The sequence below is a fragment of the Enterococcus sp. PLH-Efm8 genome, from assembly GCF_053011625.1.
The window spans coordinates 1,043,704-1,059,942 of sequence record NZ_CP172568.1 but is presented as its reverse complement, the minus strand read 5'-3'; the positions used below and the strand labels follow the sequence as shown (position 1 = coordinate 1,059,942).

At 38.3% G+C, this 16,239-nt stretch carries 15 protein-coding genes and 1 riboswitch; of the genes, 1 reads left to right on the top strand and 14 read right to left on the bottom strand.

The features are described 5' to 3' along the window. Positions 1-2 precede the first annotated feature (2 nt). A complete protein-coding gene (locus ACIFUW_RS05290) occupies positions 3-224 on the top strand; it encodes a ferredoxin (protein WP_002294401.1) in 222 nt (73 codons plus the stop codon). A 164-nt stretch (positions 225-388) separates the two neighbouring features. Here ACIFUW_RS05290 and ACIFUW_RS05285 read toward each other — a convergent pair whose 3' ends face one another. From ACIFUW_RS05285 to dnaG, 14 genes are all read right to left on the bottom strand, one after another. Then, the gene (locus ACIFUW_RS05285; RefSeq protein ID WP_002298138.1) at positions 389-1,126 is read right to left on the bottom strand and encodes an alpha/beta hydrolase; all 738 of its coding nucleotides are present in this window, start codon (positions 1,124-1,126) and stop codon (positions 389-391) included. A gap of 153 nt (positions 1,127-1,279) precedes the next feature. Beyond that, positions 1,280-2,620, bottom strand: a complete 1,341-nt coding sequence (locus ACIFUW_RS05280; RefSeq protein WP_002294399.1) for a M20 family metallopeptidase — start codon at positions 2,618-2,620, stop codon at positions 1,280-1,282. A gap of 236 nt (positions 2,621-2,856) precedes the next feature. Beyond that, complete coding sequence (locus ACIFUW_RS05275; RefSeq protein WP_002290168.1) at positions 2,857-4,380, bottom strand: YfcC family protein; 1,524 nt, start codon at positions 4,378-4,380, stop codon at positions 2,857-2,859. A 377-nt stretch (positions 4,381-4,757) separates the two neighbouring features. Continuing rightward, on the bottom strand, positions 4,758-5,369 hold the full coding sequence (locus ACIFUW_RS05270; RefSeq protein ID WP_002294393.1) for an ECF transporter S component: 612 nt from the start codon (positions 5,367-5,369) through the stop codon (positions 4,758-4,760). A 122-nt stretch (positions 5,370-5,491) separates the two neighbouring features. Beyond that, positions 5,492-5,616, bottom strand: a riboswitch (FMN riboswitch). 81 nt (positions 5,617-5,697) lie between these two features. Beyond that, the gene (locus ACIFUW_RS05265; protein WP_002294391.1) at positions 5,698-6,414 is read right to left on the bottom strand and encodes a pseudouridine synthase; all 717 of its coding nucleotides are present in this window, start codon (positions 6,412-6,414) and stop codon (positions 5,698-5,700) included. Between the two features lie 5 nt (positions 6,415-6,419). Next, positions 6,420-6,989 carry an SMC-Scp complex subunit ScpB gene (scpB, locus tag ACIFUW_RS05260; RefSeq protein WP_002298143.1) on the bottom strand — a complete coding sequence of 190 codons (570 nt, stop codon included), beginning with the start codon at positions 6,987-6,989 and terminating at the stop codon, positions 6,420-6,422. Next, positions 6,973-7,743, bottom strand: coding sequence for a segregation/condensation protein A (locus ACIFUW_RS05255; RefSeq protein WP_002298145.1), 771 nt, complete (start codon positions 7,741-7,743; stop codon positions 6,973-6,975). Before ACIFUW_RS05255 ends, scpB begins: the two co-directional genes overlap by 17 nt. Next, positions 7,740-8,111 (bottom strand): GNAT family N-acetyltransferase, encoded by a 372-nt coding sequence (locus ACIFUW_RS05250; RefSeq protein WP_002298147.1) that lies wholly within the window; start codon positions 8,109-8,111, stop codon positions 7,740-7,742. Before ACIFUW_RS05250 ends, ACIFUW_RS05255 begins: the two co-directional genes overlap by 4 nt. A gap of 18 nt (positions 8,112-8,129) precedes the next feature. Next, positions 8,130-9,017, bottom strand: coding sequence for a site-specific tyrosine recombinase XerD (gene xerD, locus ACIFUW_RS05245; RefSeq protein ID WP_002294386.1), 888 nt, complete (start codon positions 9,015-9,017; stop codon positions 8,130-8,132). 95 nt (positions 9,018-9,112) lie between these two features. Next, positions 9,113-9,586, bottom strand: coding sequence for a ferric iron uptake transcriptional regulator (gene fur, locus ACIFUW_RS05240; protein ID WP_002294385.1), 474 nt, complete (start codon positions 9,584-9,586; stop codon positions 9,113-9,115). Positions 9,587-9,690: 104 nt separating this feature from the next. Continuing rightward, entirely contained in the window at positions 9,691-10,554 is an 864-nt protein-coding gene (locus ACIFUW_RS05235) for a virulence factor B family protein (protein ID WP_002290060.1), read from the bottom strand. 195 nt (positions 10,555-10,749) lie between these two features. Beyond that, the gene (locus tag ACIFUW_RS05230) at positions 10,750-12,891 is read right to left on the bottom strand and encodes a cell division site-positioning protein MapZ family protein (RefSeq protein ID WP_002341496.1); all 2,142 of its coding nucleotides are present in this window, start codon (positions 12,889-12,891) and stop codon (positions 10,750-10,752) included. Between the two features lie 216 nt (positions 12,892-13,107). Next, the gene (gene rpoD / locus ACIFUW_RS05225; protein ID WP_002289498.1) at positions 13,108-14,217 is read right to left on the bottom strand and encodes an RNA polymerase sigma factor RpoD; all 1,110 of its coding nucleotides are present in this window, start codon (positions 14,215-14,217) and stop codon (positions 13,108-13,110) included. A gap of 23 nt (positions 14,218-14,240) precedes the next feature. Beyond that, the gene (gene dnaG, locus ACIFUW_RS05220; protein ID WP_002289497.1) at positions 14,241-16,082 is read right to left on the bottom strand and encodes a DNA primase; all 1,842 of its coding nucleotides are present in this window, start codon (positions 16,080-16,082) and stop codon (positions 14,241-14,243) included. Positions 16,083-16,239: the final 157 nt, after the last annotated feature.

The window sequence follows — 16,239 nt, the reverse complement described above, 5'->3', positions numbered from 1 at the left end:
AAATGTCACTACTATGTAAACTTGTACCTGAACGCTGTATTGCATGCGGTCTTTGTCAAATCGAAGCGCCAGATATTTTCGATTATGATGAAGAAGGAATCGTTTTATTTGCCCAAGAACCAGAGGCTCATCAACAGTTCGTGATGCCGGAAGAAGAAACATATGTAAAAAAAGCGTATCAAAAATGTCCAGTTCGAGCGATTTTATTAGAAAATAAAATATAAATATAAACGAAACTTTAAAAACGTACACTAAGTTCTCTAAACTTGAAAATAAGCCGGGATCTGTTTCTCTTGTTCCGTGAAATCCCGACTTATTTTGAAAGATTCATTTGCTATCTATAGTTAATTGACTAGTTTTTTCACGGACCCTATAGGACCCATTTATATTATTTCAACTTTTTCAGCCAGTTTTCCAATGTATTGACGATCACAGTTTGCTGGTCTGCGTTAGAAATTTCTGCCTCTCCATCTCCTTTTTGCTCACCATAGCTGCCAAAACCTCCATGATTTCCGCCATTGATTGATACATACTCTGTTCTTTCCGGTAAATACTGCTTAGCTTCTTGATAAGCTTCCTGATTCAATACTTTATCTTTTGTCGCCGTGATCGATAAAACAGGAACAGCTGATTCTGTCAATGTTCCTTTTTTGTCGGGATAACTTGCCATGAAGAATACCCCTTTTAAATGTTTGTCTGAATGATTCTTATTGACATAACGACTTGCCATTACGCCACCTAATGAATGGCCACCGATCACATAATCGGAATTTGGAAAATCTTCTTTGACCTTATCCGCTTTGTTTCCGCCCATCACTGCTAGATCAAGTGGCATTTTGACAATAGCGACTGAAAAGCCGTTTTTTGCTAAATCTTGCGCCCAAATACTATAACTTTCTGGCTCTACGAGAGCACCAGGATAAAAAATAAGTAATGGAGAATTTCCATGATTCTTTTTCTCTCCTTCAAAAAATAAGTAATCTTCTTTGTTTTTTCCTTCTTTTACCAACACTTGCGCTTCTGACGATGGTTCGTACGTATTTTGCTGTATATAGTAATAACCGGCTCCACCGAGTAATCCTAAAATGATGACTAAGCCAATTAGTATTCGTCTAAATATTTTCACTTTCTCCCACCTTTTCTATCTGAGTGACCCCTTTTTCTTAATCAAGTATGATTATACCTTAAAAAAAATAAGAGAGAAATGCAAACTTTCCAGCATCAAATAAAAAAAGACGGAATATCCATTTGAATATCCGCCCTTTTTGTATGTTTATTTTTATTTAGCACATAAACGATACACAGCTTCTGCATAAATTTCCATTGCTTTATACATACTACTTAATTCCCATCGTTCATTCGCCTGGTGCATAAAGTCAGGAGTATCAGGGAACATCGCACCGAATGCCACACACTGGTTCATCGTACGAGCAAAAGTAGCGCCGCCTGATACAAACGGTTCAGTCATGTCTCCAGTAATATCGCGATATGTCCCCAATAGATTTTTCACTAACTCACTGTCTAGTGGCACGTATAATGAATCAAGGAAGTCAAATTCTTCATAAGTCAACCCATATTTTTCTGCTGTTTTAGTTAATTTAGCTACTAAATCATCTTTCTTGAATGTAACAGGGATTCTCATATCTACACCGATTTTTGTTTGTTCTGGTGTGATTTCCAAACTTGCAAAGTTCATCGTTAGCTCGCCGGATTGTTCATCTTCTGTTTTGCCCACGACAGCTTCACCAGTTGCATTTTCTTGAACTAATTTTCCTAAGAAATTGATTGGGCCAAAATCGAATACTTCTGAAAGAGCAATTGCCAGACGAGAAATAGCATTCACTCCTTGTGCTGCATCTTTCGCGTGGATACTTTTACCAAGAACGACGATGCCTTCACCTTGTTCTTCGAAATCGAATTCGTGTTTTTTCAACGCTTCTTTTACTTCAGAAAGCTTTTCTCCAGAGTAAGGAGCTGCATCAGGAACAACATTCAACGCTCCTCCAGCTTTTACAGAAAACTCGTTCGTTCCTGGTCCTGTCAAGTAAGCTTGCAATAAGCCTTTTTCTGCATAAATTAAAGGAAATTCAGCATCTGGCGCAAATCCTTGCGTAATTCCTTCTTCTTTTTCGTTATATTTTTCTAAACAACGCCATAAATTTTCTTCATCTGTACCAAAGATAAAACGAATACGTGTCTTGAATTCCACGCCAGCATCAATCAAAGCTTTGACGGCATACATTGCCGCAATAGAAGGACCTTTGTCATCTTGGGATCCGCGACCAACTAACCAGCCGTCTTTTATAGTTGGATCGAATGGTTTTGTTTCCCAATTATTTTCGTCCCCTGCTGGAACAACGTCCATATGACACAAGATACCGAATAATTCATCTCCAGAGCCAATCTCTGAATAACCGTAATAGCCTTCTGGATCTTTAAATGTTCTAAATCCTAGCTTTTCACTGATTTCCAATACTTTATCCAAAGCTTCAATCACTTTTTTACCGAAGGGATGTCCTTGTCCTGAATCTGCTTCATCTAGTACGGAAGGAATTCGGATCAATTCGCTCAATGATTCTAATGCTTGTTCATGATGTTGTTCTGTCACAAATTTTTTCATGATATTATCCTCCTAATATGTTAAAAAGGGTCATGTCAAATTCCTCCGACACAACCTCTTCTTCTCAAATAATGACGTTTTAAGCCTGCTCCATCAGCAAGCAGAATGTTCTTAACAAATGATGAAAGAAAAAACACTCACTGAATGGAGCTATTGACTTGTCCACGTGCTTATCGATAGCCGTTTATCGGTTTCTTCATTCTTATGATAGACCTTGTACCTGTATTTGTCTAGGTTTAGAACATTGCTGCTACACCTAGGATCACACAGATGGCTACAAATAATATCGCAATTAATTTACCGGTAAATTTCCACCACACTGAAACATCGAAACGAGCAATTGCTACAGCACCCATTACGATAGCAGATGTTGGTGTAATTAAGTTTACTAAACCAGATGCAGATTGATAAGCAGTGATTACTAAATCCTTACCGACGCCGGCAAATTCACCCATAGGTCCCATGATTCCCATTGTTGCAGCAGCTAAGCCGGAAGTTGAAGGAATCAAGAATGACATAGGGATATAGAAAATAAATGTAATAATGATGAATACACTTGAAGATAATGAACTTAATCCTTGTTCGCCCCAATGTAAGATGGTGTCTGTGATTAATCCATTGTTCATAACCACTTGGATACCACGAGCAACAGCTACTACGATTGCTACACCGATCAAATCAGAAGCACCAGCTAAAAATTCAGAGACAAATTCAGACTCTTTCATGCCATAAGTGATTGCTACTACGATGGACATTACTAAGAATAACATAGTAATTTCTGGGAAGTACCAGTCACCTAATGGAAGCATGCTTTTACCTAGAACAGTACCTAGTACCGGAAGGTTTGTTAACCAGTTTGTCAATGATTCAAAAATCGTGAAATTCGCATTCAAGGTTGTCCAAGGAATCAAACTGATGATCATGATACCAAAAGTAATAAAGAACAATACATTAACATGTTTTTGTTTTTTCGTGATTACTTCTTGACGACCGATTGCTTCAATATCGAAATGCTTCATATCTTCTTTACGTTGGTTGTATACTAATGATTTTGTTGGATCTTTTTCGATCTTTGATGCATAACGATACACATATACAATAGAAATAGCTAACAAAATAACGAACATCAAGAATCGAAGACCAATACCTTCACCCATCGAAATCCCAACAGCTTGTGAAGCTACGCCTGTTGCAAAAGGATTTACCGTTGAAGCTAGACAGCCTACTTGAGACCCTACTAATACGATTGCTACTGCTACTACTGTATCAAAGCCTACAGCCATCATAACTGGGATCAGTAAAGCATAGAATGGAATCGTTTCTTCTGCCATTCCGTAAGTAGAGCCGCCTAATGCAAATAACAGCATCAATACTGGAATAAGCATTTTTTCTTTTCCTTTGAATTTCTTCACAACTGAAGCAATCCCGGCATCTAGTGCCCCTGTTTTGTTGATAATACCTAAAAATCCACCAACAACCAAAATGAAGAAAGAGATTGGGATTGCAGCAGGTGTTTCTTTAGTTAGCTCCCCCGCTGGTACACCTAACATCCCATTGATTGGCGCCATGAAAATATCCCACAGCCCTTGAGGATTTTGTTGTACTCGTTCATATGATCCAGCGACGATGTTGCCTGCATCGTCTACACTATAGTGCCCAGCTGGTATAAACCAAGTAAGTACAGCGATTACTGCAATAATAATAAATAAGACCGTATACGCTGAAGGCATTTGAAATTTTTTCTTTTTTGTTTGTTCCATCTTCTTCTTCCTTTCTTTTCCGTTAGAGACAACAATTTTGGCTCTAATGTTATTTTATCAAAAAGAGTATCAGAACAAAAATAATAACACGCATTTTGTAAAACTTTTGTTCAAAAAGTTCGTTTTTCCCTATTCCCTCCTCTTTTTTCAGGTTTTTAAAGCTTTCTTCTTTTTCATTGTAGCGTTTCCTTTTTTTTATAAACAAACATTTTCGTCTTTTAAAAGGAGAAGAATTTCACATTTGCAAAGAATTGATTGATTTTTATGCATAAATCAAAAAAATACTCAAAACAAACAAATAAAACGTTTACATTATTGCATGTCTTGTATTTTTTTCCAAAAAAAAAGACCAAGAAATTTCTTGATCTTTTTGATAATTATTTGACTGCTGTATGACGTTGTTCGAACTGATGTTGTTTTCGACTTAACCATGGAAGAAGTTGCGCATGCAGCACTAAAAAGACAGCGCTCACGATGAATCCTTTGATCAAGTTGAAAGGAACGATCCCAATCAGTACATAGTTTGCTAAAGACATGCCTAGCATCTGTGTTGCGTTCAGTCCTAAAAACATTAAGTAAAGAGGCGTAATAACGAAATAATTTGCGATACTCATAAAAATAGTTAGAGCGATGGTTCCTGTAATGACACCTAAAAATTTGTTTCTTCCTTTATGCTGTTTCTTTACACTAAAGAAATAATAAATCGGGAATGTAAAGATCGTTGTTGATAAGAAACTAGCAGTGTCTCCTACCAAATTATCCGGAGAAAAACCTGTAGTCAGCAGATGTAATACTGAACGCAAGAACGCTGTTGCAACTCCGGCCGCTGGACCGAATAAGAACATGCTGATCAATACCGGGATATCACTAAAATCGATCTTCAAAAAACTAAAAGCCGGCATGATCGGAAAAGCAAAATACTGTAAAACTAACGCGATCGCAGCAAACATCGCTACTGCAACCATTTTCTGTACACGGGTGTTCTTCATTTGAAATCCTCCTGTTAGGACTCCTCTTCAGCGAACTTTTTGACGTTTCTCTCCAAATGAAAAAACTCTATTTTCCAGGGAAAATAGAGTTAGAGTTATTTGATCAAGCGTCGTCAAATAAGCTCTATCTTCTTTATCCAGACTATACTGTCGGTATCGGAATTTCACCGATTCAGCTATTTTTTGCAAAATAGGTCGTGGACTATAACCACCGGTCGGGAATTTCACCCTGCCCCTGAAGACGAACCTTATATAATTTTTGTTTACATATTCATTATACATATCTATTCAAAAAACGCAACATCTAACACTTATAAAAAGTAAGTGTTCATTTTGAGTGGTTCAGCAAACTGCTGACTTCTTTTTTGTTCAGTTCACGGTAATCTCCAGGACGTAGGCCTTGTAAAGTCAGATCTCCGTATTTTTCACGTTTTAGTTTTTGCACAGGAAGACCAACTGCTTGAAGCATATTTTTCACTTGATGATTACGTCCTTCGTGGATCGTCAATTCCACGATACTGTGGTTTGTCTTAGGATCCACTGATAAAATTTGGAATTTAGCTGGAGATGTTTTTCGTCCTTCGATCTTTATTCCTTTTGTCAAAGGTGCAAGCATCGATTTTGTAGCGATCCCTTTTACCTTTGCAACGTAAACTTTATCCACTTCATGTTTTGGATGTGTCAGGCGCTGAGCAAAATCTCCATCATTTGTCAGTAGCAAGATCCCCGAAGTATCGTAATCCAGTCGACCTACAGGATAGATACGTTCTTTTACCATCGGCAAAAGATCCGTAACAACTTTTCTTCCTTTGTCATCTGCAACAGCAGAAATAACTCCTTTAGGTTTGTACAATAAATAATAACCGTATTCTTCTTGATAAATTGGGACTTCATCCACTTCCACAGTGTCATGTTTCCCAACTTTTATCCCTAATTCCCTTACAACTTGTCCGTTTACTTTTACACGTCCTGCAAGGATGAATTCTTCTGCTTTTCGACGAGAAGTGATGCCAGCGTGGGCAATTACTTTCTGCAATCTTTCCATTACAATTATTCTCCTTTATTCATTCCATCAAAGAATAGATCTGGTGACACGTCTTCTTCAAATGAAATTTCCATTTCTTGTGTATCAGGCAGTTCTTCTAATGATTTCAAACCAAAATAATCTAAGAAGTAGCCAGTTGTTCCATATAATATCGGCCGACCTGGCCCTTCTACTCTACCTTTTTCTTCAATCAGTTTATGGGCAGCTAGACGCTGTACCGCTCCTGAAACCTGAACTCCTCGAATCTGCTCGATTTCAGCTCTTGTGATTGGCTGTTTATAAGCGATGATTGCTAAGGTTTCGACAGCGGCTTGAGATAATGTGTTTGATGTCCCTTGCGCATATCGCTTAAGTAAGGGAGCCAGCTCTTTTTTAGTCGTTAATACATAATGGCTTTCCGTTTCAAAAATATGCAAAGCTGAGTGCGAGTTTTGAGTGTAAGATTCTTTTAATTCTTTCACTAAACTTGTGACTTCTGCTTCGCTGAGATTTAACAGTCCGCTTAATTCTTCATTACTGATCCCTTCCTCGCCAACAATAAAAAGAAGGGCTTCAAGTTCACTTAATTTCGTCATGTTCGGTATCTCCTACTGCTGGATAAAGCATAATTGATTCATAGTTTTCTTTTTGTTGCGCAATGATCTGCCCTTTTTTCATCAATTCTAGCAAAGCCATAAAAGTAGTGACAACTTCACTTTTAGAAGGTGACTCAAAAAAAGAATCGAAAGTACAGCCATGCGCATTTCTTTTTATACGCTCTTCGATAAATACCATTCGTTCTTCGATCGTTGTGTCATCGGGCGTGATCGTTTTTTCCACTTTTTGAGAAAATTTCTTACGTTCTAAGATTTTCTGCATGGCACGGATCAAATCGATTTTTTTGACTTGTCCTCGCTTCAACGGCTTTTCAGCATCCGCTAACCCATCGATGTTCATAGGTTCTTTTGTGTAATAAAGACTTCGTTCCTCTGCTTTTTCTGTCAGTCTTTCAGCTGCATATTTATATTTACGGTATTCTAAAAGCTGAGTGACCAATTCTTCTCGAGGATCTTCTTCCCATAATTCTTCATCATCTGTGACGAATTCTTGGACAGGAAGCAATGTCTTGCTTTTGATTGCCATCAATGTAGCAGCCATCACTAAGTATTCTCCTGCAACAGCTAGCTCTAGTGTTTTCATTGTATGGATATAATTCATATATTGCTCCGTGATCGTAGCGATCGGTATATCATATATATCGATTTCCATTTGCTGAATCAGATGAAGCAGCAGATCGAGAGGACCTTCGAATACATCTAATTTAATATTGATCTCCGTCAACTCATTCACTCTTTCTTCTTTTTCTTTGCTAGCCATTTTCCAATGTAAGGCTCTGTGATTTCAGTTGCACGGATGGAGACATCCGGGTACTTTTCCTGTAATTCATCTAACATTTGAAAGCCCATATTCTCACCGCGATAAGACGGATTCAAAGAAATGTCATGGATGATCAGCTGATCGTTCGTTGCCCAGTAAACACCAATAATCCCTTGAATGTTGGTTGAACCTTCTGGCGTAAAGAAAAAAAGTTCATAATCGTCTTCAGATTCGTACGTATCAATCTCCTTCAACAAAGAAGTTTTACCTGTCAGTTTCTTATGGAAACTCAATAGTCCCATAGCAATTTTACGGTTTTCTTTCCGGTAATGTGTTAACATCTTCTCACCTTCCTATGACTAAGCCCTTGGAAAATGCTGCTTATAAACATCCGTCATTCTTTTCTTCGTGATATGTGTATAAATCTGAGTCGTAGAGATATCCGCGTGACCTAACAATTCCTGTACTGTCCGCAAATCAGCTCCATTTTCTAGCAGATGTGTGGCAAAGCTATGCCGCAGCGTATGTGGTGTTACTTCTTTGTAAATCCCAGCCTCTCGTACTAGCTGCTTCAGATTTTTCCAGATTCCTTGCCGAGAAAGACCTTTCCCATGATTATTGACAAATACATGCATTTCAGATGCGTCCTTTACAAGTAATGGACGTGCTTCGTCTAAGTAGCGTTCCAGCCATTGGATCGCATAATCACCTAAAGGAATGATCCGCTCTTTATCTCCTTTTCCAACTGTCTGTACCAGTCCAAGAGAAAGATGAAGATCTCCCAATTTCAATCCAATCAATTCACTGACGCGCATCCCTGTAGCATACATGACTTCCAAGATTGCACGATCTCTTATCCCTAACGTTTTTGTCGTATCAGGTGCTTCAATCAGCTTTTCTACTTCTGTCAGAGTCAATGTACTTGGTAATTTCTGTGCTTTCTTCGGCGTATCGATATGTTGCATCGGATCATGATCAGTGATACGCTCTTGCCGTAAAAACTGATGGAATCTTCTGAGACTTGAGATCATCCGAGTAACAGTTGCTGTCGCTTTTTTTTCTTCATGCAACTTCTCCAGAAAACGGATGACTAAAAAGCGATCGACATCCTGCCATGAAGCAATTTTCTGCTCCTGTAGAAAATGCAAGTACTGTTCCAAATCACGTTCATAGCTTTGTCGTGTATTGGCGGACAATCCCCGTTCAATATTCAAGTAGTGGAGATAATCGTTGATTTGCTCTTTCATAATAATCCCCCTCATGCCTCTCTATCATATCAGATACCGCTTCATTCTGATAGTCTTTTTCCATAATCTGAGCAAAGAAAAAGCCGTCTAGACACTCAGACGGACTGGTTTCTTTTTTCTTTTTCATAGCATTCCTGACAGATTCCATGGAACGTTAGCCGATGATCTTTTACTAAAAAATGATAACGTTCTTCTACTACTTGCTCCACTTCAAGTAAAAGATCCTCTTCTACTTCCTCGATCGTGCCGCAGTTCAAGCATAGTAAATGATGATGGAAATGTTTGGCGCCTTCTTTTCTCAAATCATAACGGGCTAATCCATCATTAAAACTTACTTTATCGACAATTTTCAATTCTGTCAAGATTTCAAGGGTTCGATAAACAGTAGCAAGTCCAATTTCCGGACTCTTTTTTTTCACTAAAAAGAAGATTTCTTCTGCAGATAAATGCTCTTTCTCATTTTCCAAAAGCACAAGCAGAGTAGCTTCTCTTTGCGGTGTCAGCTTAAACCCCGCTTCATGTAGCTGCTGTTTTGTTTTTTTCATCGCCGAAATAGCATTCATGACCATTTACTCAACCCCAACAATTTATAATAATTACAAATAAAAAAAGATATAACACTATGTTAATTAAAATTATTATAAGCTAGTTAAGAAAAACATGCAAGGGATTCTCAATTAGATTTTTTGACTAGTTTTGTCACACCGTTTTCTTGTGTAATCAATCCTTGTTTCAAAAGATTACCTAATGCGCGCTTAAATGCTCCTTTGCTGATACCAAAAGCTTTCATGATTTCTTCTGGATCCGATTTATCTGTAAAGTTGATTTGCTGATCTGCAGAACGTTCTAAAATGGTTAAAATCATTTGTGCATCATCTGATATAGCTTCATATGCTCTTGGCTTCAATGAAAGATTCAGTACACCGTCTGGTCGGACACCAATCACTCGACCTTTTATTTGCTCGCCTAGACGAGGTTCATTATATCGTTCAGAAGGATGGATAAACCCAAGATAGAAATCTTCCGTTAAAACGTACGTACCTGTTAATTTCAAGCGGTATGCTGTTCCTATCACATCTTTGTTTTTCATTTCTTCTGTTCCATATTTGCTTAAAGATTTGAATATTTTTTCATCTGCTAAACTGCCCCAAATACGGTCTTTTGCATCAACTCTAAGGGAAATCATCAAGCGATCCCCTTTTTTAGGCCATAGCTCTGTCATTGTCGGCAATTCATCAAGAGATACGACAAAGTCTTTATCTGGAAGACCGATATCGACAAACGCACCTAAATCTTTTCGTGTAGCAGTAACGATTCCAAAAGCGTAATGACCGATACGGCTTTTAGGAATTTGTGTAGTGATCCGATTTTCATGTTTTTGATTTTGGTAGCCGAATCCTTCCACTGCTTCACCGATTTTGTGTTCACCTTCTGATTTGCTTAAGCCAAAGGTTTGTCCGTTTTTTTGGACAAAGTAGTTTTTTTCATTTTCATCAATAATAATACCTGTAAATATAGTTGCTAATAAATCGTTCATTTTTTTCTCCCTCTATAGTGAAAGGTTTTCTTAATACATTTCTTTGCTATCATAACATAATGTTATCTACTTGAATAGCTGAGCCTTGGTTTGGAAAGGTGAAAAAAGGAGTATGACAACAGTTGTGTCATACTCCCCTTTTTCGAATAAACGGTGTTAAACGGCAGGCTCACAGCCTCTTTCATTTGCCTAAAATTAATTGCTCCCATTTCCTCCGAACCATCCAGTTTTACAGTTGATGGTTACGATGTAAAATGGCAAAGCACTTTCTCCAATGCCTTTCATCAATGCAGATTTTGTTGAAGTGGCATATAGATTGTAATAGCCTTCCCCATTTTCGATTCTGGCTTTTTCTAATCTGTATCCTCCTTCAACGATATATCCACGTTGGATACATGTAGCAATCACTTTGCTTTGGACACCTGGTGCCCACGTCCATGCTGGATTAGATGCATCGGCAATATCACTTGCTCTGGCAGATTTGATTGGCTGATTCGCTGAGTTTGAAGAGGAAGGGGTCGAGGATGCCGCTTCTTGCTGTGCTGCTTGTGCGACCGCAGCTTGTTGAGCGGCTTGAGCTGCAGCTGCTGCTTGAGCGGCTTGTTTTGCTTGTTCTTCAGCTGCTTTTTTCGCTTTTTCTGCTTTTTTCGCTTCTTCTGCTTTTTTCTTTTCCTCTTCTTCTTTTTTCTCTTTATCAGTGAGCATCTTATCTACTTGTTGCAATTGTTCATTCAACTGAGCAGATAGATCTGTATTTTTCACTTTTTCTACTGCTTCTTTTGCCGTCTTGTATTGGTCGCGTGTTGCTGAATCCACTACTTTTCCGTCTTTAAAGACTATAGCTGTTTTTTCTTTAGCTGTTTGCAATTCAGCATATTGATTTTTAGCTTCTGTTTGTGCTTGTTGAATCAATTTTCCAAAATCTGTGTTATCCGTTTCGATTGCTTGGATCTCTTTATCTGCTTTCAACTTGATGTCATCTGCTAGATGATCATCGACGATGGCAGGTGCTATGAACCACTCATTCACTTTTTGGATATCTCGGATCTTAGATTGGATATCTTGGTAAGTTGTTTCTAACTCTGAATATCCTTTTTCATTCTTAAGACTGGATAAATCATTTTTTAGTTTTGATAAATCTTGATGAATCATATCTGCACGAATAAATTGATGGTGATCATCTGTATAAAAGGCAGCAAGTTTCTCATGAAGTTCTTCCATTTGTTGCTGTCTTTTTGCTTCTGCTGCTACTTCGGCTTCTACTTTTTGATGATGGTCATAATAAGCCCAGCCTCCCCCACCTAGTAGAAGAACTGCTGCTAAAGCGAGATACGGCACTTTTTTTGATTTTTTCTTTTGTGTCTTATCTAAATCTTTTTTTTCTGGGTTTGATTCTTGAGGCGTTTTTTCAGTATTTGGCACGATTGTTATTGGTTCTGTTTCTGCTTCAATCAGCTCAGGCTGGTTCTCTTCTTTTTCTATTTTAGCTTCAAGAGCAGTGCTATCTTCACTTGCAGATTGAGTTTCAGCATCGGCTTCATTATTTATTCCATCCGACTCTGTTGCCTTCTTGTCTGCTTTTTCGAGCATTTCTTTTTTATCTGCTTCCGGCAACCCATTCGATTTCTCGTCTTCTGATTGTTTTTCAGACAATGTTTCAGTTTTTTCCGGGATATCCGTTTTTAGATCATTCGTTTTTAGATCATTCGTTTTTAATGATTCTTTACCTGCAGCGTTTACTCCACTAATGTCTTTTTCAGTGTCTTTTTCAGCTTCATGTTCTGGCTCTACTTTGTTTTCCTGTGCAATTTTTTCACTGATCATTTTGAGCAGCTCTTTCGCGTGCTCTTCTTTTGTATCTTCACGATGTGCTTTGATATAAGCGGATAGTATCGAATTTTCTTCCTCATTATCGACGATTTCTTTCAGTTCAGCTACTCTTCTTTTTTGTTTTGATTCAAGCGTTTCTTCTTGATTCTTTCCTGATTCTTCCGAAGTCTCATGAACAGTTGCTTTCTTCTGTTCATTTTTCTCTATATTAGTTACTTGATCGTGAGCAGGTGGTTCTTCGTCTTCTGGTTCTGCTTTTTCGAATAATTCCATTACAGATTCTAGAGGTAAATCTTTCAATTCCGACCATTCGATTGGATCGTTTAATTCTGTATCAGGAAAGACTGCATCTTCAGTTGATTTATCCTGCATAGCTGCATCTGTATTTGTTTCTTCAATTGATTCTTTTATTTGCTGATCTTCTGCAGTTATTTGATGACCGCAGTCTGGACAGATAGTATTCTGCTCCATTTTTTTCGATCCGCAATTTGGACATTTTTTCATCACTTAGCGATCGGCTCCTTTACTAGGTTTACGCTACCATTTAATCTATCATATTCTATACGTCACGCCAATAGCTTATTTTTAGGATTTACTTAAAAATAATGAATGAATTTCCTTCCTATAGAAAAAAAAGCTTGAGACTGCGTAGTCTCAAGCTTTTTTTCTTTTAAAATAAACCAAACAGTTTTACTGATTTCTCTTCTGGTCAATAGTTCATGCTTATTCTAAGAAATCTTTTAATTGTTTTGAACGAGAAGGATGGCGCAATTTTCTTAATGCTTTAGCCTCGATCTGACGAATACGTTCCCGAGTAACACCAAATACTTTCCCTACTTCTTCCAATGTTCTCGTCCGGCCATCATCTAAACCAAAACGTAAGCGAAGGACATTTTCCTCCCGGTCAGTCAATGTATCTAGTACATCTTCCAATTGTTCTTTTAGTAACTCATAAGCTGCGTGTTCTGCTGGACTTGTTGCTTCCTGATCTTCTATGAAATCACCTAAGTGAGAGTCATCTTCTTCACCGATTGGCGTTTCAAGTGAAACAGGTTCTTGCGCGATTTTCAAGATTTCTCGGACTTTTTCTGTTGGAAGATCCATTTCCGCACCGATTTCTTCTGGCGTAGGTTCTCTTCCAAGGTCTTGCAGCAATTGACGTTGGATACGTATCAATTTATTAATTGTTTCAACCATATGAACTGGAATACGGATCGTACGTGCTTGGTCAGCGATTGCTCGAGTGATGGCTTGACGAATCCACCATGTAGCATAGGTTGAAAACTTAAATCCTTTGCGGTAGTCAAATTTTTCAACTGCCTTCATCAGTCCCATGTTTCCTTCTTGGATCAAGTCAAGGAACTGCATGCCTCGTCCTACATAACGTTTAGCGATACTTACTACTAAACGAAGGTTTGCTTCTGCCAGACGCTGTTTCGCTTCTTGGTCGCCTTCTTCGATTTTCAATGCTAACGCTACTTCTTCTTCCGCAGTTAAAAGGGAGACACGGCCAATTTCTTTCAGATACATACGAACCGGGTCATTGATTTTTACACCGGTTGGCGCAGATAGATCTTCTGTTTTTGCTTGTTCAGCTTTTTTCTCAGCACTCTTCAAGCTGTGAATTGATGGATCACCATTTTCATCCACCACACTGATACCTGCGTCTTCAATCTTTTGGATCAATTTGTCCATTTCATCTGCATTCAAAGTGAATGGTGTAGCAAGCTGATTGGATAAATCATCATATACAACTTGTCGTTTGGGTTTGTTTTCTTTGATGAAAGCTGCTACTGCTGCTTCATACGTTTTTTTATCTGTTCCATTTGCCATAAAAGAAGGCCCCCCTTGAGTAGCTATTTGGCTTGTTTTAACTGTTTCGTTAAATTGATGATTTCAATCGTCAATTCAAGCTCAAGCTGTTTGTTTCCAGTTCGTCTGGCTTCTTGCTGCATTTGTTTTTTTAATGTTATTTCATCAGCTAAGCCAGATTTGCTGATCACATCTAGCAAGTCTTGGATTTCTCGTGGCGAACTTTCTTCTGCCACCGGTAAATATTCGATTTCCACCACCAACCGCCTTAAATTTTCATCTTGCAAAAAGTCTAAAAACTCTGCAAGGTTGAATTCATAATGTTGTGAGACATATGCATCGAATAAAAAATAAACTTCTGCATATGCATCATGAATAAACTGAAATTCTCGTTCTTTTAAAATATTACGGACAGAAACTTCTTTAAATGCACGATATAATAGAATCTGCTCTGCCTTTTCTACTTGCGTCAAAGGTCTCTTTTTCCGTGCAGTTTCTTGTCTCGTAACCTGAGTGTGTTGACTTTCCTGAGGTTCTTGACGATTTTGCTGATTTGTCCTTCGAAGATCGCGCAGTTGTTTTTGTATCGTCTCTCTGCCGATCTGAAACTCTGTTGACAGTTGAGATAGATACATATCTTGTTCGATTGGTGAAACAACTCGGCTAAGTTCAACTAGTAATTCTTCGAGGTATTCGATCTTGTCTTTTTCATTATCTAAATTTTTCCCTTGTTTTAAATAACGTGATTTAAAAGTAAAGACTGTTTCGCGCCCATGAGCCACTAATTCTTGGAAAGATGCTTCTCCATACTTACGGAGATATTCATCAGGATCAAGCTTTTCTGGAACGACTACGACAGAAAGTGCTAAGCGACTGTTTTGCCGAAGCAATTCAATCCCTCGATTGGTTGCTTCAAAACCTGCGTTGTCTCCGTCATAGCAAAAGACCAATTCTTTCGTCAGCTTTTCCATTTGTTGGATCTGTTGAGCTGTTAGACTTGTCCCCATAGAAGCTAATCCAGTTTTGATACCAGCCTGCCATGCAGCAATCACATCCATAAACCCTTCGAACAACAAAATTTCTCCGTTTTTCCGGATATCGCTTCTTGCTTTATCAAGATTAAATAAAACTTGTCTTTTATTGAACAGTTCTGTTTCTGGACTATTCAAGTATTTGGGCTGATCTTTTTCCTGCCCTTTTTCAGGTGCAAGCCAGCGTCCTGAAAAACCGATCGTCTGGCCTTGAGAATTACGAAGTGGAAACATCACTCTTTGATAAAAACGATCAGACATACGGCCATCATCATGCGTGACAAACAATCCAGAGCGTTCTAACAATTCATTTGAAATTGATTCATTCTTGAATACTTGCTGAAGAAAAGAACGCTCATTAGGTGCAAAACCTATGTTGAATTCTTCAATTAATTCTAAAGACAACCCACGACTTTGCAAATATTCTAAAGCTGGCTGTCCAGCTTTTGTATGCAATAGCATGTGATGATAGATTTCCGCTGCTTTTTCATGAGCAGCAATCAGTTTCCCCGTAGCAGATTCAGGATTTTGGACAGCTATAGTACGCTGACGCCATTGATCTTCTAACGGTATCTGTTCGAAGTCTGCCACTTTTACCACTGCTTCTGGAAAACTTAGACCTTCTAGTTCTTGAAGAAAAGTAAACACGTTTCCGCCCTTACCACAACCAAAGCAATGAAAAATCTGCTTGTCTTCTGCAACAGAAAAAGACGGTGTACGTTCTTCATGAAAAGGACACAGCCCCAAGTAATTTTTACCAGACTTTTTCAACTGGACATATTGTCCAATCACCTCAACGATATTCGTTTGACTGCGTACTGTTTCGATAACCTCTTGAGGAATCCGTTGAGCCATTTTTCCACCCCCTGCTCTATTGATATCTTTTGGGTTTAACAGAAGATATTTCAGGAGAATAACCGGTAAAAAATCGCACTAACTGAAATCAGTGCGATTTTAAAGGACACAATTATACATGTTTGATTGTATCATATTTCATTGCTTTTTCAAGTAT